The sequence below is a fragment of the Actinosynnema sp. NPDC049800 genome, assembly GCF_040656635.1.
GTDB lineage: Bacteria > Actinomycetota > Actinomycetes > Mycobacteriales > Pseudonocardiaceae > Actinosynnema.
On the sequence record NZ_JBFAMT010000001.1, the window covers coordinates 45,445 to 62,057 of the forward strand.

21 protein-coding genes are annotated in these 16,613 nt (G+C 71.2%); 9 read left to right on the plus strand and 12 right to left on the minus strand.

Features of this window, described 5'->3' with window-relative positions; all coding sequences use genetic code 11:
* Positions 1-68 precede the first annotated feature (68 nt).
* Positions 69-1,112 carry a PheS-related mystery ligase SrmL gene (srmL, locus tag AB0I91_RS00220; protein ID WP_499614117.1) on the plus strand — a complete coding sequence of 348 codons (1,044 nt, stop codon included), beginning with the start codon at positions 69-71 and terminating at the stop codon, positions 1,110-1,112.
* Here srmL and AB0I91_RS00225 read toward each other — a convergent pair.
* From AB0I91_RS00225 to AB0I91_RS00240, 4 genes are read right to left on the minus strand one after another with little or no spacing between them, the layout of a single operon-like run.
* Positions 1,088-2,809: an aminotransferase class V-fold PLP-dependent enzyme gene (locus AB0I91_RS00225; protein WP_499614184.1), complete on the minus strand. Its 1,722-nt coding sequence runs from the start codon at positions 2,807-2,809 to the stop codon at positions 1,088-1,090. The two genes, srmL and AB0I91_RS00225, sit on opposite strands and share 25 nt — an antisense overlap.
* A 6-nt stretch (positions 2,810-2,815) precedes the next feature.
* Complete coding sequence (locus AB0I91_RS00230) at positions 2,816-3,601, minus strand: amino acid ABC transporter ATP-binding protein (protein ID WP_499614119.1); 786 nt, start codon at positions 3,599-3,601, stop codon at positions 2,816-2,818.
* A complete protein-coding gene (locus AB0I91_RS00235) occupies positions 3,598-4,419 on the minus strand; it encodes an amino acid ABC transporter permease (RefSeq protein ID WP_498772617.1) in 822 nt (273 codons plus the stop codon). Before AB0I91_RS00235 ends, AB0I91_RS00230 begins: the two co-directional genes overlap by 4 nt.
* Positions 4,409-5,326, minus strand: coding sequence for an ABC transporter substrate-binding protein (locus AB0I91_RS00240; protein ID WP_499614122.1), 918 nt, complete (start codon positions 5,324-5,326; stop codon positions 4,409-4,411). Before AB0I91_RS00240 ends, AB0I91_RS00235 begins: the two co-directional genes overlap by 11 nt.
* A gap of 130 nt (positions 5,327-5,456) precedes the next feature.
* Between AB0I91_RS00240 and trxA the strand changes: the two genes are divergently transcribed.
* A complete protein-coding gene (gene trxA / locus AB0I91_RS00245; RefSeq protein WP_498772613.1) occupies positions 5,457-5,819 on the plus strand; it encodes a thioredoxin in 363 nt (120 codons plus the stop codon).
* Positions 5,820-5,845: 26 nt separating this feature from the next.
* Here the strand turns inward: trxA and AB0I91_RS00250 are convergent, their stop codons facing one another.
* Positions 5,846-6,772, minus strand: coding sequence for a YihY/virulence factor BrkB family protein (locus AB0I91_RS00250; protein WP_498772611.1), 927 nt, complete (start codon positions 6,770-6,772; stop codon positions 5,846-5,848).
* An 83-nt stretch (positions 6,773-6,855) separates the two neighbouring features.
* Here AB0I91_RS00250 and AB0I91_RS00255 point away from each other — a divergent pair, with 83 nt between their 5' ends.
* Genes AB0I91_RS00255 through AB0I91_RS00265 form a run of 3 tightly spaced genes read left to right on the plus strand, consistent with a single transcriptional unit; the run spans position 6,856 to position 8,230 of the window.
* On the plus strand, positions 6,856-7,308 hold the full coding sequence (locus AB0I91_RS00255; RefSeq protein ID WP_498772609.1) for a phage holin family protein: 453 nt from the start codon (positions 6,856-6,858) through the stop codon (positions 7,306-7,308).
* Positions 7,305-7,946, plus strand: a complete 642-nt coding sequence (locus AB0I91_RS00260; protein WP_499634346.1) for a DUF3618 domain-containing protein — start codon at positions 7,305-7,307, stop codon at positions 7,944-7,946. Before AB0I91_RS00255 ends, AB0I91_RS00260 begins: the two co-directional genes overlap by 4 nt.
* On the plus strand, positions 7,943-8,230 hold the full coding sequence (locus tag AB0I91_RS00265; RefSeq protein WP_499614131.1) for a DUF4235 domain-containing protein: 288 nt from the start codon (positions 7,943-7,945) through the stop codon (positions 8,228-8,230). Before AB0I91_RS00260 ends, AB0I91_RS00265 begins: the two co-directional genes overlap by 4 nt.
* 39 nt (positions 8,231-8,269) lie before the next feature.
* Here AB0I91_RS00265 and AB0I91_RS00270 read toward each other — a convergent pair whose 3' ends face one another.
* From AB0I91_RS00270 to AB0I91_RS00285, 4 genes are all read right to left on the minus strand, one after another.
* Positions 8,270-8,437 (minus strand): hypothetical protein, encoded by a 168-nt coding sequence (locus AB0I91_RS00270; RefSeq protein ID WP_498772603.1) that lies wholly within the window; start codon positions 8,435-8,437, stop codon positions 8,270-8,272.
* Between the two features lie 27 nt (positions 8,438-8,464).
* A complete protein-coding gene (locus AB0I91_RS00275; protein ID WP_499634349.1) occupies positions 8,465-9,226 on the minus strand; it encodes an enoyl-CoA hydratase/isomerase family protein in 762 nt (253 codons plus the stop codon).
* Between the two features lie 304 nt (positions 9,227-9,530).
* Positions 9,531-10,463 carry a hypothetical protein gene (locus tag AB0I91_RS00280; protein ID WP_498772599.1) on the minus strand — a complete coding sequence of 311 codons (933 nt, stop codon included), beginning with the start codon at positions 10,461-10,463 and terminating at the stop codon, positions 9,531-9,533.
* Between the two features lie 177 nt (positions 10,464-10,640).
* Entirely contained in the window at positions 10,641-11,450 is an 810-nt protein-coding gene (locus tag AB0I91_RS00285) for a lipase family alpha/beta hydrolase (protein ID WP_499614137.1), read from the minus strand.
* Positions 11,451-11,595: 145 nt separating this feature from the next.
* Here AB0I91_RS00285 and AB0I91_RS00290 point away from each other — a divergent pair, with 145 nt between their 5' ends.
* Positions 11,596-12,984, plus strand: a complete 1,389-nt coding sequence (locus AB0I91_RS00290; RefSeq protein ID WP_498772595.1) for a WS/DGAT/MGAT family O-acyltransferase — start codon at positions 11,596-11,598, stop codon at positions 12,982-12,984.
* Here AB0I91_RS00290 and AB0I91_RS00295 read toward each other — a convergent pair.
* Positions 12,965-13,186: a hypothetical protein gene (locus tag AB0I91_RS00295; RefSeq protein ID WP_498772593.1), complete on the minus strand. Its 222-nt coding sequence runs from the start codon at positions 13,184-13,186 to the stop codon at positions 12,965-12,967. The genes AB0I91_RS00290 and AB0I91_RS00295 overlap by 20 nt on opposite strands.
* Before the next feature lie 90 nt (positions 13,187-13,276).
* Here AB0I91_RS00295 and AB0I91_RS00300 point away from each other — a divergent pair, with 90 nt between their 5' ends.
* Together AB0I91_RS00300 and AB0I91_RS00305 are read left to right on the plus strand one after the other, a co-directional pair.
* Positions 13,277-14,143, plus strand: coding sequence for a helix-turn-helix domain-containing protein (locus tag AB0I91_RS00300; protein WP_499634353.1), 867 nt, complete (start codon positions 13,277-13,279; stop codon positions 14,141-14,143).
* Complete coding sequence (locus AB0I91_RS00305) at positions 14,140-14,337, plus strand: DUF397 domain-containing protein (RefSeq protein WP_498772589.1); 198 nt, start codon at positions 14,140-14,142, stop codon at positions 14,335-14,337. Before AB0I91_RS00300 ends, AB0I91_RS00305 begins: the two co-directional genes overlap by 4 nt.
* Here the strand turns inward: AB0I91_RS00305 and AB0I91_RS00310 are convergent.
* Complete coding sequence (locus tag AB0I91_RS00310; protein WP_499614145.1) at positions 14,306-15,205, minus strand: alpha/beta fold hydrolase; 900 nt, start codon at positions 15,203-15,205, stop codon at positions 14,306-14,308. The two genes, AB0I91_RS00305 and AB0I91_RS00310, sit on opposite strands and share 32 nt — an antisense overlap.
* A gap of 67 nt (positions 15,206-15,272) precedes the next feature.
* Here AB0I91_RS00310 and AB0I91_RS00315 point away from each other — a divergent pair, with 67 nt between their 5' ends.
* The gene (locus tag AB0I91_RS00315) at positions 15,273-15,806 is read left to right on the plus strand and encodes a P-loop nucleotide/nucleoside kinase family protein (protein WP_499634356.1); all 534 of its coding nucleotides are present in this window, start codon (positions 15,273-15,275) and stop codon (positions 15,804-15,806) included.
* Here AB0I91_RS00315 and AB0I91_RS00320 read toward each other — a convergent pair.
* Positions 15,803-16,603 (minus strand): LLM class flavin-dependent oxidoreductase, encoded by an 801-nt coding sequence (locus AB0I91_RS00320; protein ID WP_499614151.1) that lies wholly within the window; start codon positions 16,601-16,603, stop codon positions 15,803-15,805. The genes AB0I91_RS00315 and AB0I91_RS00320 overlap by 4 nt on opposite strands.
* Between the last annotated feature and the right edge of the window lie 10 nt (positions 16,604-16,613).

Genomic DNA, 16,613 nt, shown 5'->3' on the forward strand with positions numbered 1-16,613 from the left:
CGGTGGCGGACCGGCTCGGGGGATTCCCCTCCAGCCGACGTCCACCACCTCCGAAGGGACCACCCGCCGTGCCTCGCGACCTCAGCGACCCCACCTACGGGCCGCACGCCATGCAACTGCTGGTCGACGACGTCCTCGCCGCCCTGCCGGGTGAGCCGCGCGTGCTGCGCGACCACCCGGAGGTGTCGGTCGACGACAACTACACCGCGCTGGGCTACCCGCCCGACGCCGTCACCCGCGACGCCCGCTACACGCGCTACACCGGCGAGAACCGCATGCTGCGCAGCCACACCACGGCCATGGTGCCGCCCGCGTTGCGGCTGCTCGGCACGCAGGACGGCTGGGACGACGTGCTGCTGGCGTGCGTGGGGATGGTGTACCGCCGCGACGCGGTCGACCGGGTGCACTCGGGCACGCCGCACCAGCTCGACCTGTGGCGGATCTCCCACCACCGGGCCGACCTGGACGAGTTGATCGACGCCGTGATCACCACCGCCGTGCCCGGTCTGCGGTACCGGACGACGCCCGCGACCCACCCGTACACCACGGCGGGACGGCAGGTGGACGTGCTGGTGGACGGCGAGTGGCTGGAGGTCGCCGAGTGCGGCCTGGCGGCCCGGCACGTCCTGCGCCGGGCGTGGCTGCCCGACGACGTGCACGGCCTGGCGCTGGGCGTCGGCCTCGACCGGCTGCTGATGCTGCGCAAGGGCGTCCCGGACATCCGGCTGCTGTCCTCGGACGACCCGCGCGTGGCCGCCCAGATGCTGGACCTCACGCCCTACCGGCCGGTGTCCAGGCACCCGCCGGTCATGCGGGACATCTCCGTCGCGGTCGGCGCGGACGCCGATGGCGAGACGATCGGCGACGTCGTGCGCGCCGCCGTCGGCGACCTGGTGGAGGAGGTCACCGTGGTCGGCGAGACCCCGGTGTCCGACCTGCCGCCGGCGGCCGTGGCGAGGCTGGGCGCGCGACCGGACCAGAAGAACGTGCTGCTGCGCCTGGTCCTGCGCCACCCGACCCGCACCCTGACCGACGACGACGCCAACGCCGCGCGGGACGCCGCCCACGCGGCCGTGCACGAGGGCAGTCAGCCCCTGACCTCGTTGAGGTAGTTGTAGATCGTGTACCGGGTCACGCCCAGCACGCCGGCCAGGTAGTCGATCGAGTCGCGGATCAGGAAGAGGCCCGCCTCGTCGAGCACCCGCACCACCTGGGACTTGTGCGACTTCTTCATCAGCTCCACGGGCACGCCGACGGCGGTCACGGCGCGTTCGACCAGGAGGCGTTGGAGGGTGTCGACGTCACCCGGGAAGGCCTCCACCGCCGGTGCACCCGACACTGCCTGCTCCGGGCGCCGGTCCGGGCCCGGGTCGCTGTTCACGCACAGGCAGCCGACCGCCACGCCGTCGGCGTCGCGCAGGAACACGGTGGACGAGTGGATCACCCGCCCGTCCGGCGCGTAGGTCTCGTAGCCGGCGAGGTCCTGCGTCGTGCCGCGGCGGACGAGGCCGAGCAGCAGGTCGGTCATCGGGCCGCCGACCTTGCGGCCGGTCAGCTCGCCCGCGATGGCGATGATCGAGTTGGGCAGGGCGCCGAGGTCGTGCAGCACGACCTCGGTGCCCGGTCCCAACGCGGTGGCCAGGCTGTTCACCGTCGGGATCAGCGCGGTGAGCACCTCGGAGGTCACCGCCGGAGCGGGCGCGGGCACTTCGACGACGACCGGCTTGCGGATCTCCTTCAACGCGGTGGCGAAGCGGGCGACGGTGTCGGCCGTCGTGGAGGCGTGCGGCGACAGGCGGACGTGCTCCGGCCGCACGGTCGCCGCCACGCCCGCGTCCGCCAGCGCCGCGCCGATCACCGACGGCGCGTGCTCGGGCAGCGTGAACGCGAGGATGCCCGCCCGGCGGTCCGGCGCGGACACGACCTCCCCGCCGGCCGCGCGGATCACCTCGGCCAGTTCGCCGGATCGTTCAACGATCCTCGCGTGGATGGCCTCGACCCCGGCCACCTCGACCAGCTCCAACGCCGCCGCCAGCGCACCCGAGGCGATCGGGCTCAGGTTGGTGATCGACCAGCCCGCGGCCCCCTCGCCGACCGGGTGGATGCCGTTGTCGAACAACCCGGGGTCCTCGGCGCCCGTCCAGCCCGACAGCACCGGGTCGAGCCTGCCCAGCGCCCGGTCCGACAGCGTCATGAACCCCGTCGACCAGCCCGCCCGCAGCCACTTCTGCCCGCCGACCACCAGCACGTCGGCCACTTCCCACGGCTCGTCGACCACCCCGAAGCCCTGGATGCCGTCCACGACCAGCAGCCGATCGCCGACCACCTCGCGCAGCGCCGCCAAGTCGGCCCGGTAGCCGGTGCGGAAGTCCACCGCGCTCACGGACACGGCGGTCGTGCGGGGCGTCAACGCCTCCCGCACCACGTCGGCCGTCACCGGGCCGGGCGGCAGCCACGACACGTCGACCGACGGCGACCGCGCCCACGGGTAGGTGTTCGCCGGGAACTCCCCCGACGACACCAGCACCTCGCCGGTCACCCCCAGCGCGGTCTGGAACAGGCCGGTGCTCGTGTTCGGCAGCAGCGTCACGTGGTCGGTGTCGCCGCGGCACAGCCGGGCCACCGCGGCCTTCGCGCGCAGCTCCTGGCGCATCAGGTCGTCCACCGTGGACGGCCCGGCCGACACCGAGGCCTCCACCAGCCGCGTGGAGGCGTCCACCACGGCGAACGACGGCGGCCCGAAGCGGGCGAAGTCCAGGTACCCCTCCGGCTCGTGGAACTGGACGAGGTAGGACGACGGGATGCGCATGACCACCTAGAGCACCTTCGCGAGGAACTGCTGCGTGCGTTGCTGTCGCGGATTGTCCAGCACCTGACCCGGCGGCCCGGTCTCGACCACCGCGCCGTCCACCATGAACACCACCGAGTCGGCGACCTGCCGGGCGAACCCGATCTCGTGCGTGACCACGATCATGGTCATGCCGTCGCGGGCGAGGTCGGCCATCACGTCCAGCACCTCGCCGACCAGCTCCGGGTCCAGCGCGGACGTCGGCTCGTCGAACAGCATGAGCTTGGGCCGCATGGCCAGCGCCCGCGCGATCGCCACCCGTTGCTGCTGGCCGCCGGACAGCTGGTGCGGGTAGGAGTCGGCCTTGTCGGCCAGCCCCACCCGGTCCAGCAACGCCCGCGCCTCGTCCACGGCCGCCTTGCGTGGCGTCCGCAGCACGTGCACCGGGCCCTCGGCGACGTTCTCCACCGCCGTGCGGTGCGGGAACAGGTTGAACCGCTGGAACACCATGCCGACACCGCGCCGCTGCCGCGCCACCTCCCGCTCGCGCAGCTCGAACAGCTTCCCGCCGCGCGCGGTGAACCCGACCGGCTCGCCGTCCACCCAGATCCGGCCGGCGTCGATCGTCTCCAGGTGGTTCACGCAGCGCAGGAACGTCGACTTGCCCGCACCCGACGGCCCGAGCAGGCACACCACCTGCCCCGCGGCCACCGTGAGGTTGAAGTCGCGCAACACTTGTATCCGATTGCCACCTCCGGCGGCGGGAGTGGACCCGAACGACTTGCGCACGCCCACCGCCCGCACGAGGGTCACCGGGCCACCCCCTTGCCGTAGTAGCGCTCCAGGAAGTGCTGCCCGACGCTCGCCACGCTGACCACGACCATGTACCACGCGGCGGCGGCCAGCAGCGTCTCCATGATCTGGAGGTTGCGCGAGGCGATGTTGTTGGCGGCGTGGATCAGCTCCAGGAACCCGATGACCGACGCCATGGACGTGCCCTTGAGCATGTTGATGAAGTTGTTGCCGGTCGGCGGGATGATCACGCGCATGGCCTGCGGCAGCACGACGCGCCGCAACGTGGTCGCGGGCGTCATGCCGATCGCCTTGGCCGCCTCGACCTGGCCGTGGTCCACGCTGTTCAGCCCGGCCCGCACGATCTCGGCCATGTAGGCGCTCTCGTTGAGGCCCAGCCCGAGCAGCGCGGCCACGAACGCGGTCACCAGGACGTTGGTCTTCTCCTCGAACACCCCCGGGATGGAGATGTTCTCGAACACCAGCGCCAGGTTGAACCACAGCAGGATCTGCAGCAGCACCGGCAGGCCGCGGAACAGCCACACGTACCCGGCGGCGAACCAGCGGGCGACCGGGTTGGCCGAGCGGCGCAGCAGCGCGATCAGCACGCCGAGCACGATCGCGCCCGCCTGCGCGGCCAGCGCCAGCACGACCGTGTTGACCAGGCCGCGCAGCATGATGTCGTGGGTGAAGAACCCCGGCACCGCGGCGTAGTCGATCTTCGCGCCGGCCAGCGCCCAGACCAGCGCGCCGAGCACGGCCAGGATCGCCGCGCCGACGACCCACCGCCCCCAGTGCCGCAGCGGGACGACGACCAGCTCGTCGGTGTCACTTGCCATTGACGGTCGCCTTCGTGACGGCGCCCTGCTCGACGTCCCAGGCTTCGAGGATCTTGCCGTAGGTGCCGTCGTCGATCAGCGCCTGCAACGCCTTCCGCAACGCCCCGGTCAGCTCGGGGGTGTTCTTGTTGACGCCGATGCCGTACGGGCCGCCGTTGATCGGGGCCAGGTCCACGACCTCGAAGAACTCGCCGTCACCCGCGGTCTTGGCCACGTACACGGCGGTCGGCAGGTCGTTGAGGATGGCGGCGACGCGGCCGGTGCGCAGCTGGTTCTGGTTCTGCGTGTCGCTGTCGGTGGCGGTCACCCCGATGGGTTCGCCGGACAGGCACTGGAACTCCTTCGCGTAGGTCTCCTGGCTGGAGCCGAGGTTGACCGCGACGGACTTGCCGCACAGGTCGTCGGGGCTCTTGATGCCCGCCGGGTTGCCCTTCTGCACCATGATCGTGATGCCGGAGGTGAAGTAGTCGACGAAGTCGATCGCCTGCTGCCGCTCCGGGGTGTCGTTCATCGCGGCCATGGTCACGTCGATCCGGCCCGCCTGCAGGCTCGTGATGAGCGAGCCGAACGCCATGTCCTGGTGCTCGACGGTCAGCCCGAGCTTGGCGCCGAGCGCCTTGGCCAGGTCGACCTCCGAGCCGACCGGGGTCTTGCCGTCGGCGGCGTAGAAGTTGTTCGGCGGGTTCTGGATGTTCGAGCCGACGCGCAGCTTGCCCGATCGGGCGATGGCGGCCGGCAGGGTCGCGGCCAGGGCGTCGTCCTTGGTGACCGCGTCGACGATCGCCGAGGACGACGGCAGGTCGTCGCCGGTCCCGGCCGGCGGGTCCTCGGCGGGCGAACCGCACGCCACCAGCGCGAACAGGGACAGGGCGAGGGCTGCGGTCCTGCGCACGGGCACCTCCTGCATTCGGGTGAACCGAAAGCTACAACGTTCTGTTGAAGACGTCCACTGCTTGTTGAAGGGAATTGTCGGGGAGTGACCATCGTTGCTCCGGGTACAAGGGGGGCGACCCCCGTGTCCACAGCAAGGAGGACCTATGGCCACCGTGGAGCTGACCGCGGAGAACTTCGACGAGGTTGTCGGCGGCTCCGAGATGGTCCTGGTCGATTTCTGGGCGGGCTGGTGCGGGCCGTGCGTCCAGTTCGCCCCGACCTACGAGAAGTCCGCCAAGAAGCACACCGACATCGTGTTCGGCAAGGTCGACACCGAGGCGCAGCAGCAGCTCGCCGCGGCGTTCCAGATCCGGTCGATCCCGACCTTGATGATCGTGCGCGACGGCGTCGTGCTGTACGCGCAGCCGGGCGCGCTGCCCGAGGCGGCGCTCGAGGACCTCATCGAGCAGGCGCGCAAGGTCGACATGGAAGAAGTGCGCAAGCAGGTCACCGAGCAGCAGGCCTGAGCCCACGCGGGTAGGTCGCCGGCGGCTCAGTCCATCGCAGCCGTGTCGCGGGGCGGGGCCACCGGGTCCCGCCCCGCGGGCTGTCCGGCCTCCATCCGCCTGCCCCGCTCCAGCTCCGCGTCCAGCTCGGCGCCGAGCAGCAGGGCCAGGTTCGAGATCCACAGCCAGACCAGGAAGATGATCACACCGGCCAGCGAGCCGTAGGTCTTGTTGTAGGAACCGAAGTTCGCCACGTAGAACGCGAAGCCGAGCGAGGCCGCGACCCACACCACCACGGTCAGCAGGCCACCGGGCGTGATCCACAGGAAGCTGGGCTGCCGCACGTTCGGCGAGGCCCAGAACAGCAGGCCGATGGCCAGGCTCGCGAGCACGAACAGCACCGGCCACTTCGCGATGTCCCACACGGTGACGAACGTCGAGCCGAGCCCGAGCACCTCGCCCAGCCACTCGGCCACGCCACCGGTGAGCGTCACGCCGAGCGCCGTGAGCGCCAGCAGCACCACCACGCCGACGGTCAGGCCCAGCCGCAGCGGGATGACCTTCCAGAACGGCCTGCCCTCCTCGACGTCGTAGATCGAGTTCGACGCGCGCATGAACGCGCCCACGTAGCCGGAGGCCGACCAGAGCGCCGTCACCAGGCCGACGATCGCCAGCACGCCGCTGGCCTGTGACTTCCGCAGGTTCTCCAGCGCGCCCGCGACGGTGTCCTTGGCCTCGCCCGGCCCCAGCGCGTCCAGGCTGTCCACAATGGACTGCGTCGCGTCCGGGCCGAGCAGGCCCAGCAGCGCGGTCAGCAGCAGCAGGCCGGGGAACAGCGACAGCACCGCGTAGTAGGTGAGGGCGGCGGCCCAATCGGTGAGGTTGTCGTCGTCGAACTCCTTGACCGTCCGCTTCAACACTGCCCACCACGAGCGCTTCGGGAGCTGGGTGGGCGCCTCCGGTGCGTGCGACATGGGCGACGGGTTTCCCCCGAACACGGTGCGTACACCCACGCGTTTCCGGGTAGTCGGAGGGCGAGTGGAGAGAGGAGACGGCCATGAGTCACGTCGCCGCCACCCGCGCGGCTGACGCGGGCACCGATCGGGTTACGGCGGGTGCCGCCGCGCGGGAACCGTCCACCGCGGAACTGGTGAACAGGCTGTCCGAGCAGGTGAGCAGGCTGGCCAGGGACGAGATCCGGTTGGCCGTGTCCGAGATGCGCACGAAGGGCAAGCGCGTCGGCACGGGCGCCGGGCTGCTCGGCGGCGCGGGCGTGCTGGCCTGGTTCGGCCTGATGACGGTGATCGCCGGGCTGGTGCTGCTGCTGGCGACCGTCATGCCGGCGTGGATCGCGGCGTTCGTCGTCGCGGTGGTCGTGCTCGCCGTCGCGGGCGTGCTCGCGCTGGTCGGCCGCAAGCAGCTCGAACGCGGCACGCCGCCGTTGCCGGAAGAGGCCATGGCGGGTGTCAAGCAGGACATCGCCACCGTGAGCGAGAGGGCACACCGATGAGCGGCAAGGACGGCCCCACCGACCCGGACGAGTTGCGCGCCGACGTCGAGCAGACCCGGCGGGAGCTCGGGGACACGGTGGAAGCGCTCGTGCACAAGACCGACGTGCCCGGGCGGGTGAAGGACAAGGCGCACGAAGGAGTGGAACAGGTGAAGGAGACCGCTACGCGGGCCAACGCGGCGGTGTCGGCGGCGGCGGGCAAGGCCACCGCCAAGGTCGGCCACGCCACCGACAAGGCGGGCGAGCAGGTCGGCAAGGCGGGCGCGGCGGCGAGCGCGGCCGGTGCGGCCGTCGGCGAGAAGGCGGCCGTGATCGGCGAGAAGGCGGGCGCCGTGGCCTCCCAGGTCGGCCACAAGGCCGGCGAGGTGGCGGAGCAGGTCGGCCACAAGGCGAGCGAGGTGGCCGGGCAGGTGAGCCAGAAGGCCGGCGAGGTGGCCGATCAGGTCAGCCTCAAGGCCGGGGTGGTCGCGGAGCAGGTCGGCACGAAGGCCGCGCAGGCGGTCGAGTCGCTGCCGCCGCCCGTGCAGCACCGCGTCGAGCAGGGCGTGCAGCAGGCTCGCCGGCACCCGGCGGCGGTCGCGGCGGGCGTCGCGGCGGCCGTGCTCGTGCTGTGGAGGCTCCTGCGGAGGGGGCGGTGAACGTGAACAAGCTCCTGTACCGGCCCCTCGGCATGCTGTTCGGCGTGCTCGGCGGTCTGGCCGCCAGCGCGTTGTTCGGCCAGGTGTGGAAGCTGATCACCGGCACCAAGGAGGCGCCCACCCCGACCCAGAAGGACCGGGGCTGGGGCGAGGTGCTCCTGGCCGCGTCCGTCCAGGGCGCGATCTTCGGCTTGGTGAAGGCCGCGATCGACCGGGGCGGCGCGACCGGCTACGACAAGCTCACCGGCGAATGGCCCGGTGACACGAACAAGTACGACGACTGACCCTTCCGGAGGGCCCTCCCGCCCGCCGGGAGGGCCCTCTCAGGAGGGCGGCTCGTCCTCCTGCCCGCGCCGCTCGCCCTCGTCGAGGAACTGCTCCGGGTCCACGTCGAGGTCGGGCGGCTCAGGCGTGCCCGGCGAGTGCGGCGGTTCGGGGTTGATGTGCTGGTCCGGGTCGTTCGGGTCGCCTTCGAGCGGGTGTTCGGTCATGCGGTCGAGGTACCCGCATGCGGCGTTTCAGAACCTCGGCGCCCGCTTCTCCAGGAAGGCCGCCACGCCCTCCGCGTACTCCTCGCTGTGCACCGCTTCGTCGTACAGCGCGCGCACGGCGTCGTCCTCGTCGTGCTGCCCGTCGGTGATCCGGTTGACGATCTGCTTCGCGCCGCGGACGCTGACCTGGGCGCGTGCCGCGATGGTCTCCGAGAGCTGCTCGACCCTGGCGTCCAGGGCCTCGGCCGGGTGGACCTCGTTGACCAGGCCGATGCGCAGCGCGGTGGCCGAGTCGACGATCTCGCCGCCGAACAGGATCTGCTTGGCCCAGGCCGGGCCGACCACGTCGACCAGCTGCTTGGTGGACGTGAAGTTGTAGACGATGCCGAGCTTGGCGGGCGTGATGCCGAACCGGGCGTCCGCCGCCGCCACGCGCAGGTCGCAGGCCAGCGCGATCTCGCAGCCGCCGCCGATGCAGAAGCCCGTGATGGCGGCGATGGTCGGCTTGCCGAGGGTGGCGATGGCGCGTTCGCCGTTGTGCACGGCCTCGCCGTACCTCGCCGCGCCGTCCGCGCCCTTGCGGAGGGTGGAGAACTCGCTGATGTCCGCGCCAGCCGAGAAGTGCTCGCCGCCGCGGACGACCAGCACGCGCACGGCGTCGTCGTGCTCGACCTGGGCCAGCAGGCCGGGCAGCGCCGACCACATGGCGTAGCTCATGGCGTTGCGCTTGGCCGGGCGGTCGATGGTCAGCGTGGCGACCGGGCCTGCGGTGTCGAGCCTCAGCGTCATCACCGGAGGGTAAGTCCTCGACGGCGGTGACCGGGCGTAACCACGCTCACACTGCCGTGAGCAGCCAGAACACCGTGCCGCCGACGATCGCGCCGAGCGCCGTGCCGACGGTGACCTGCGCCGTGGTGTGGTCGCCGAGCACGACCGCCACCCGAGCCACCGGACCCCTGCCCACCGACACCCCGCCCACCGAACCCCTGCCCGCCCCCGTCACCACCGAACCTCAAGCCGCGCGCCTCGAACGCCCAGGTCCCGCGTGTCCTACGTCCGAGACACGCGGGACCTGGAGGTTCGACTCGCGCGGTCAGCGGTAGGAGTTGCGGGTGTAGGTCAGGCTGAAGGTGCCGCGGTTGGCGAAGTAGACGGAGACCAGGTAGGCCGGGTCGGTGGCCAGCAGGCCCCGTTGGAGGTCGCTGCCGTCGTTGCCGTCGTCCCAGCCCCACGCGCTGTTCGCGGAGTTGTCCTTGCCGTTGTCGCCCCGGAACGTGCCCCAGCTCGCGAACGTCGCGGAGCTGTTGCGCTGCGCCCACAACCCGCCCGCCGCGAAGGTGTCCACCAGCCGGTACCCGACCGAGCGGTCGTTGCCGCCCGACGGCACCTCACCCGTGGCGCTCGGCACGTACACCACACCGTCCCCGCCGGGGAACTCCGCGCCGTTCCACGCGTACAGCCCGTGCCCCTTCGCCTCTTGGCGCGTGGTCGGCCGGGTGCCCGAGAGCCGCAACGTGCCGTCGATCCCCTCACGCCCCGACGTGAACGTGCTGCCGGCCGGCACGTACGAGTAGAAGTCGCTGTGCGCCACCGTGATCACCGCTTCGAGCCTGCCGAACGTCGAACCGTCCTTGCGCACGGTCGCCAGCAGGCCCTCCATGTCGTTCTCGTGCGTGAACTGCTCGAACGGGTCGGCGAAGTCCTCCCAGTCACGCGGGTGGTAGAAGCTGTAGACCAGGAACCAGTGCGTCGACGTCTCCACCACCGAGTAGTACGCCGCACCGGTGAGACGCGCCAACGAGTCGTCCTGCGCCTCCCAGTTGTCCACCGTGCTCCAGTTACCGTCGAAGTCCACAGTGGACAGGTAGTCGGCGTCGTAGTCGGACGAGTCGGTGTCCTGGTAGTGCACCGGCGCCCAGTGGAACGCCAGTTCGGCGTCGGTCGCCGCGTGCGCGGGGGTCGTCAGGAACACCGAGAGCGTGGCCGCCGCGAACAGGGACGCGGCGAACTTGCGTGCAGGGAACATGCTCCACCTCCGTCAGGGTTGCCCGTCGGAGCCAACGGGCCGCGCTGAACCCTGGGGTGAACCGGTGGTCGACACAAGGGGTGAAACAGGTGATCATTGCGCCCGACGCGCCTGCCGGGCGCGGCAACCCTTCGGAACGCCGCAGCCCGCGGTCGGAGAGCGGTGCGAGGCCTCGGGTCAGGCGGCCGGGAACATCCGGGACATGCCCGGCGGCGGGCTGAACGGGCGCCAGCGGTTCCGGCGTTGGGCGAGGCGGTCGGCGATCAGCCAGAGGACGGTGGCGTTGTAGCCGTAACCGAGGTGGCTGGAGGTGACGGCGACGTTCTCCTGGCGGGCCGCGGGGGTGCAGACGCACGTCTGCCAGGCGACGATGCCGTCCGACTTCGAGTAGACCGACGTGGACGGCACCGGGAAGGGCGGCCGGGTGTGCTCCGGCGGCGGCATGTCCGCGCCGGCGACGTAGAACCGGGCCAGGAGCCGGTACACCGGGTTGACCCTGGTCTGCCGGAGGTCGGTCATCGCGTACGGACTGCCCAGCGTGATCACCTGGCGGACCATGCCGGGATGGTCACGGGCCAGTTCGCGGGCGAAGATGCCGCCCAGGGACCAGCCCACGATGCTCACCTTGCCGCTCACGGCCAGTTCACTCAGCAGCTCGCGCATGCCGCGCACGACGCCGACCGAGGGGCCGATGTTCAGGCCGAGACCCCAGCCGTGGACGTCGTAGCCCAGGCCAGTGAGGAACTTGCGCAGGGTCGCGGTCGAGGCGTCGGTCGCACCCAGACCCGGCAGCACCAGGACGGTGTGGCCGTCGCCGCTGGGAGCGGCGCGCAACAACGACCGGGTGGCCGCGAACTGGCCGATGGCGACGGCGGTGCGGGTCGGTTCGGTCAGGTACCAGAGCAGGCCCGGCGCCGACCCCGGCTCGGAGGTGTGCTCTTCGTGCAGGTCAGGGTGATCCGGTGGGACGTGCGGCAGTGCTGACATGGCCCCTCCCCCGCTCCGCGTCGAGCGCGAACCCCAGGTAACCATGATGTTTCCTGGCGGTTGATTCCGCCAGTACGGGGAAGTCTCGATTCTTGCGCGGTCGCCGTCCTGGACCGCCGGGTCCGTGCGGGCCTACGGTCGGTCGATGGACCGGATGAGCGCGATCGACGCGGGTTTCTTCTTCATCGAGGACGAGAACGTGCCCATGCACGTCGGGTCTGTCCTGGTGTTCGAAGGTCCGGCTCCGTCGTACGGCGACGTGGTGCGGTTGTTCGCCGCCAAGCTGGACACCGTGCCGCGCTACCGGCAACGGGTGCGGGCGCTCCCGCTGCACGTCGGCCGACCGGTGTGGGTGGACGACGAGCACTTCCAGATCCTCTACCACGTCCGGCACACCGCGGTGCCGTCGCCGGGCGCGGACGACCAGCTCCGCAACCTCGCCGGACGGCTCTTCGCGCAACGCCTCGACCTGGCCAAGCCGCTGTGGGAGGTCTGGTTGGTCGAGGGCCTGGAAGGCGGTCGGTGGGCGATCATCTCGAAGGTCCACCACTGCCTGATCGACGGCGTCGCGGGCAGCGACCTCATGCAGGTGCTGCTGGACTGGCGCGAGGACGCGCCCCTGCCCGAGCCGGTGCGGTGGCGGCCCGCCGCCGGCCCGTCGACCCTGGACCTCGTCGCGGACGGCGTGCGCGACGCGGTGTTGACGCCGGTCACGCACCTGGCCAAGTTCCCGGCGCTGGCCAAGCGGTTGCGCAGCGGCTCGGAGGTGCTCGACGTCGGCCGTGCCGTGCTGGGCAGCCTGCCGACGACCGCCCGACGACTCGCCGTCGGCACCCCGAAGACCTTGAACGGGCCGATCGGACCGCACCGGCGGTGGGTGTGGGCCCGCGCGGACCTCGCCGAGATCAAGGCCGTCCGCCGGGTCACCGGTGGCACGGTGAACGACGTCATCCTCGCGGCCGTGACGCGCGGTTTCCGCGACCTGCTCGCCAAGCGCGACGACCTGGCCGACGGTCAGGTGGTGCGCAGCATGGTGCCGGTGTCGATGCGGTCGTCCGCCGAGCGCGGCGTGCTGAACAACCGGGTCAGCGCGGTGCTGGTGAACCTCCCCGTCAGCGAGTCGGACCCGTTGGCGCGCCTGGCGTCGATCCGGGAGCAGATGGACGACCTCAAGAGCAGCCGCCAGGCAGCCGGCGCGGACGTGCTCACGAACCTGTCGAACTTCGCCGCACCCACCCTGCTGGCGCTCGGCTCGCGCACCGCCATGCGCTTCCCGCAGCAGCTGTTGCAGACGGTCACGACGAACGTCCCCGGCCCCCGCATCCCCTTGTTCATGCTGGGCAGGCGGCTGTCCGAGATCTACCCGTACGTGCCGATCGCCAGCACGATGCGCGTCAGCGTCGGCATCTTCTCCTACCTCGACCAGATCACCTTCGGCATCAACGCGGACTTCGACGGCGTGCCGGACGTCCAGGTGCTCGCCGACGGCATCCGCGCGGGCTTCGACGAACTGGTCACCTCGACCGCGAGCTGACGTGATCGGCCGCCACCGCGCCCGCCAACTCGACCGCCTCCGCCGCCACCTCGCTGATCCTGCTCAACGCCTTCGGATCGATGAACAGCTCCACGTCCTGACCGATCTTGAACACCACCGCCCCTCCGCCCGGTTCCACCTCGTAGTTGATCCACACGTCACCCGGCACCTGCGCCCACAGGTGAACTTGAGCGCGCCCCATATCCGCCTCCCACACCGAGTCAACATCCGCTGCTACCATTCTGGCTGCTGTTACTGATATCAGCAACGGACTTCACCCGATTGGGGCGGCATGGCACCCTCATCACCCACGCTCGCGGCATGGGAACTCGGACTGCGCCTGCGAGAGCGCCGCGAACTCATGGACATCACGGCGGCGTCGGCGGCGAAGGCCATCCACACTGGTCAGTCGTTCGTGTCGGGCGTCGAAACCGGTCGGGTCAAGATCAACGCGCGCAAGCTGGCCGAACTCGCCGCCGTCCTCGACTTCGACCAGGACGAGACCGAGGAGCTGCAGGAACTCCGCGAGGCCGCGGGCAAGCGCGCCTGGTGGAGCCCTTACTCCGCCATGTTCAGCTCGGACGTGCTGCGGTACTTCGGCTTCGAGCACGGCGCCGAGAGCATCCGCGCCTACAACGCAGGACTGATCAGCGGATTGCTGCAGACCCAGGCGTACGCCCTGGCGGTCATGCACGGAGGCGGGCCGAGCATCCGGCTCGCCGAGGCGAACCGCCGGGTCGAGGTGCGCCTGAAGCGGCAGGAACGCCTGGACGACAAGGCGGATCCGCTCCGGTTCACCGCGATCATCACCGAGTCCGCGCTGCGGCAACAGGTCGGCGGGCGCGAGGTGATGGTCGAACAACTCCGCCACTTGGCCGACAAGATCGAGCAGCTCCCGGACACCCTGGACGTCCGGATCGTCCCCTTCTCCGCCGACTACTACAACGCCCTTGGCGGTTCGAGCTTCTACATCTTCGGCTTCGCCAGCAGCCGGCTGCCCGAGCTGGTGTGGCAGGAGACGATCACGTCCACGGATCTGATTGATCAGCCGATGCGGATGCGCGAGTACAGTTTGGCGCACGACCAGGCCTTGAGCTATGCCCTCGGCCGGACCGAATCCCATGGTCTGATCGAGCAGATCCGCAAGGAGCTTGAGTGAGCGAACGCATCGACCGCGGTGGTTGGTTCAAGTCGAGCCGCAGTGCGGACAACCCGGCGTGCGTCGAGGTCAGGTTCGTGCCCGACGCGATCGACGTCCGCGACTCGAAGAACCCCGCCGGGCCGGTGTTGTCCTTCCCGCGCCACGCCTGGGCGAAGTTCCTCAGCCGCCCGGGTTCGTCAGCCAGTCCTTGATCCGCGACGCCACCAGCTCCGGCACCTCCAGCTGCGGCACGTGGCCGACGCCCTCCAGGACCTCGAAGCGCCACGACGGGTTGCGGCGGGCCGCTTCCCGGGACGACGCCACGGGGACCAGCCGGTCCTTGTCGCCCGCCATCAGGTACACGGGCACGCGCACCCGGCTCATCGCCGCGTAGTACCGCCGCCTGGTGGCGCCGGTCCACACGACCGAGCGCGCCGCCGTCAGGAACGCCTCGTCCAGCCCCGGGATCTCGGCGCGCTGCTCCAGCAGCGACATCGACGCCAGGACCATCTCCTCCGGCACCGACCTCGCGTTGGCGCACACCAGGTTCAGCACCCGCTTGACCTGCCGTCGCGTCGACACCCCGGCCCGCGACTTCGCCAGGAACCACTGCCCGAGCCCCGGCACGGCGTACATCGTGAACGCCGCCGCCACCTGCGGGTCCAACCTCGCGCCCAACGCCAGCGGCACGGCGGGGTCCAGCAGCGCCAGCGCGGTCACCGACGCGGGACGGCGGGCGGCGTGCAGGATCGAGATCATCCCGCCCATCGAGTTGCCGACGAGCACGGCCGGCTCGCCGACCACCTCGGCCAGGAACCGCTCCAGCAGCCGCGCGTTGGCGGGCACGGTCGTGGCACGTCCCTCGGGGTGGGTGAGCCCGAACCCGGCCAGGTCGACGGCCAGCACGCGGTACCGGTCGACCAGGTGGGGCGCGAGCAGGCACCAGTTGAGGTGCGAGCCGCCCAGGCCGTGCACGAGCACCATCGGCGGTCCGTCGCCGCCGAAGTCGACGTAGTGCACCGGAGCGCCGTCCAGGTCGACGTGCCTGCTCGTGCCGCCCCAGTGGTCGAGTGTCGTCATACCGGTCAGTATGTCCCGGCCCGACCCACGTCCCGACGGGGGCCCGAAGTCGCCTAATGTGGTGAACATGATCGTGTGGATCAACGGCGCGTTCGGCGCGGGCAAGACGACCCTGGCCGAGGAACTGCGCCGCCGCCTGCCGGACGCGCTGTCGTTCGACCCGGAGCACGTCGGCTACCTGCTCCAGGTGTCGGCTCCCCCGTCCGGGACCGGCGACTTCCAGGACCTGCGGGCGTGGCGCAAGCTCACCGCCGAGGTCGCGATCACCCTGCACCACGAGTACGGGCGGCACCTGATCACGCCCATGACCCTGGTCGAGCCGGCGTACCGGGAGGAGATCTTCGGGCTCCTCGCCGACGCGGACGTCCCGCTCCGGCACGTGTTCCTGGACGTGCCCGCCGAAGAGCTGCGCCGCCGCATCAACAACCAGGTCCTGGACCCGCACAACCCGGACGCCGACGCCCAGGCCCGCGCCTTCCGCCTGCGCAACGTCGACCGCTGCGTCGCCGCACGGGCCGCCCTGCCCGCGGACACGTTGGTCCTCCGAGGCGACCGGCACACCCCGGAGCAGCTGGCGGACCAGGTCCTCGCCGCGCTCTAGGACGACGGCGGCCCGGCGGCGATCCGGTCGCGCACGGCGTCGACGGTGGTCTCCCAGTTCGACTCGACCCACCAGGTCGCGCCCGCGTCGGCCCACTCGCCCACGCTGGTCGCCACGCCCTCGGCGATCACGTCGAACCCCTCCCACGGCAGCCCGAGGGAGGTGCGCAGCTCCTGCGCCTGCGCCACCACGGCCGCCAGCTCCGCCGGGTTCGCCGGGCCACGCGCCTCGCCACCGTCGATCAGGTTCGGCAACAACCCGTCCCACGCCACGGCACGCCTCATCGACACGGGACGGTCGTAAGCGCCCACCACCCACACCGGCACCCGCGGCCGCTGCACGGGCGGCGGAGGAGGGAAGAAGTCGGTCTCCCGCACGTCGTAGCGCTGCCCGCGGAACGAGAACGGCTGCCCGCGCATCAGCCCGTCGTACACCGCGAGACCTTCCTCCAGCAGCAACGCCCGTTCCGCCCGACCGGTGTCGCGCTCGAACGCCGTCCACCCAGGGTGCAGCGCGCCCAGCCCGACCGACAGCTGCACGCGTCCACCGGACAGCCGGTCCAGCGTCGCCGCCTTGGACGCCACGTCCCACGGCTTGAGCCGGGGCAACGGCGTCAGCATCGTGCCCAGCCGCACCGACGACGTGCGCATCGCCGCCGCGGTCAGCGCCACCCAGGCGTCGACGCCCCACACCGCCTCGGCCAGGAACACGCCGTCCCAGCCGCACTCCTCGGCCAACGCCGCGCACGACGCCACCTCTGGCGCGTCGAAGAACGGCAGCACGATCCCGCAACGCATGCCGGCAGCC

Coding starts and splice junctions, on each gene's coding strand:
- AB0I91_RS00270 (WP_498772603.1), bottom strand. CDS start 8,437: ATGACCGAACACCCGCTCGAAGGCGACCCGAACGACCCGGACCAGCAC.
- AB0I91_RS00280 (WP_498772599.1), bottom strand. CDS start 10,463: ATGTTCCCTGCACGCAAGTTCGCCGCGTCCCTGTTCGCGGCGGCCACG.
- AB0I91_RS00290 (WP_498772595.1), top strand. CDS start 11,596: ATGGACCGGATGAGCGCGATCGACGCGGGTTTCTTCTTCATCGAGGAC.
- AB0I91_RS00240 (WP_499614122.1), bottom strand. CDS start 5,326: ATGCAGGAGGTGCCCGTGCGCAGGACCGCAGCCCTCGCCCTGTCCCTG.
- AB0I91_RS00275 (WP_499634349.1), bottom strand. CDS start 9,226: ATGACGCTGAGGCTCGACACCGCAGGCCCGGTCGCCACGCTGACCATC.
- AB0I91_RS00310 (WP_499614145.1), bottom strand. CDS start 15,205: ATGACGACACTCGACCACTGGGGCGGCACGAGCAGGCACGTCGACCTG.
- AB0I91_RS00295 (WP_498772593.1), bottom strand. CDS start 13,186: ATGGGGCGCGCTCAAGTTCACCTGTGGGCGCAGGTGCCGGGTGACGTG.
- AB0I91_RS00285 (WP_499614137.1), bottom strand. CDS start 11,450: ATGTCAGCACTGCCGCACGTCCCACCGGATCACCCTGACCTGCACGAA.
- AB0I91_RS00315 (WP_499634356.1), top strand. CDS start 15,273: ATGATCGTGTGGATCAACGGCGCGTTCGGCGCGGGCAAGACGACCCTG.
- AB0I91_RS00225 (WP_499614184.1), bottom strand. CDS start 2,809: ATGCGCATCCCGTCGTCCTACCTCGTCCAGTTCCACGAGCCGGAGGGG.
- AB0I91_RS00260 (WP_499634346.1), top strand. CDS start 7,305: ATGAGCGGCAAGGACGGCCCCACCGACCCGGACGAGTTGCGCGCCGAC.
- AB0I91_RS00250 (WP_498772611.1), bottom strand. CDS start 6,772: ATGTCGCACGCACCGGAGGCGCCCACCCAGCTCCCGAAGCGCTCGTGG.
- AB0I91_RS00300 (WP_499634353.1), top strand. CDS start 13,277: ATGGCACCCTCATCACCCACGCTCGCGGCATGGGAACTCGGACTGCGC.
- trxA (WP_498772613.1), top strand. CDS start 5,457: ATGGCCACCGTGGAGCTGACCGCGGAGAACTTCGACGAGGTTGTCGGC.
- AB0I91_RS00255 (WP_498772609.1), top strand. CDS start 6,856: ATGAGTCACGTCGCCGCCACCCGCGCGGCTGACGCGGGCACCGATCGG.
- AB0I91_RS00235 (WP_498772617.1), bottom strand. CDS start 4,419: ATGGCAAGTGACACCGACGAGCTGGTCGTCGTCCCGCTGCGGCACTGG.
- AB0I91_RS00320 (WP_499614151.1), bottom strand. CDS start 16,603: ATGCGTTGCGGGATCGTGCTGCCGTTCTTCGACGCGCCAGAGGTGGCG.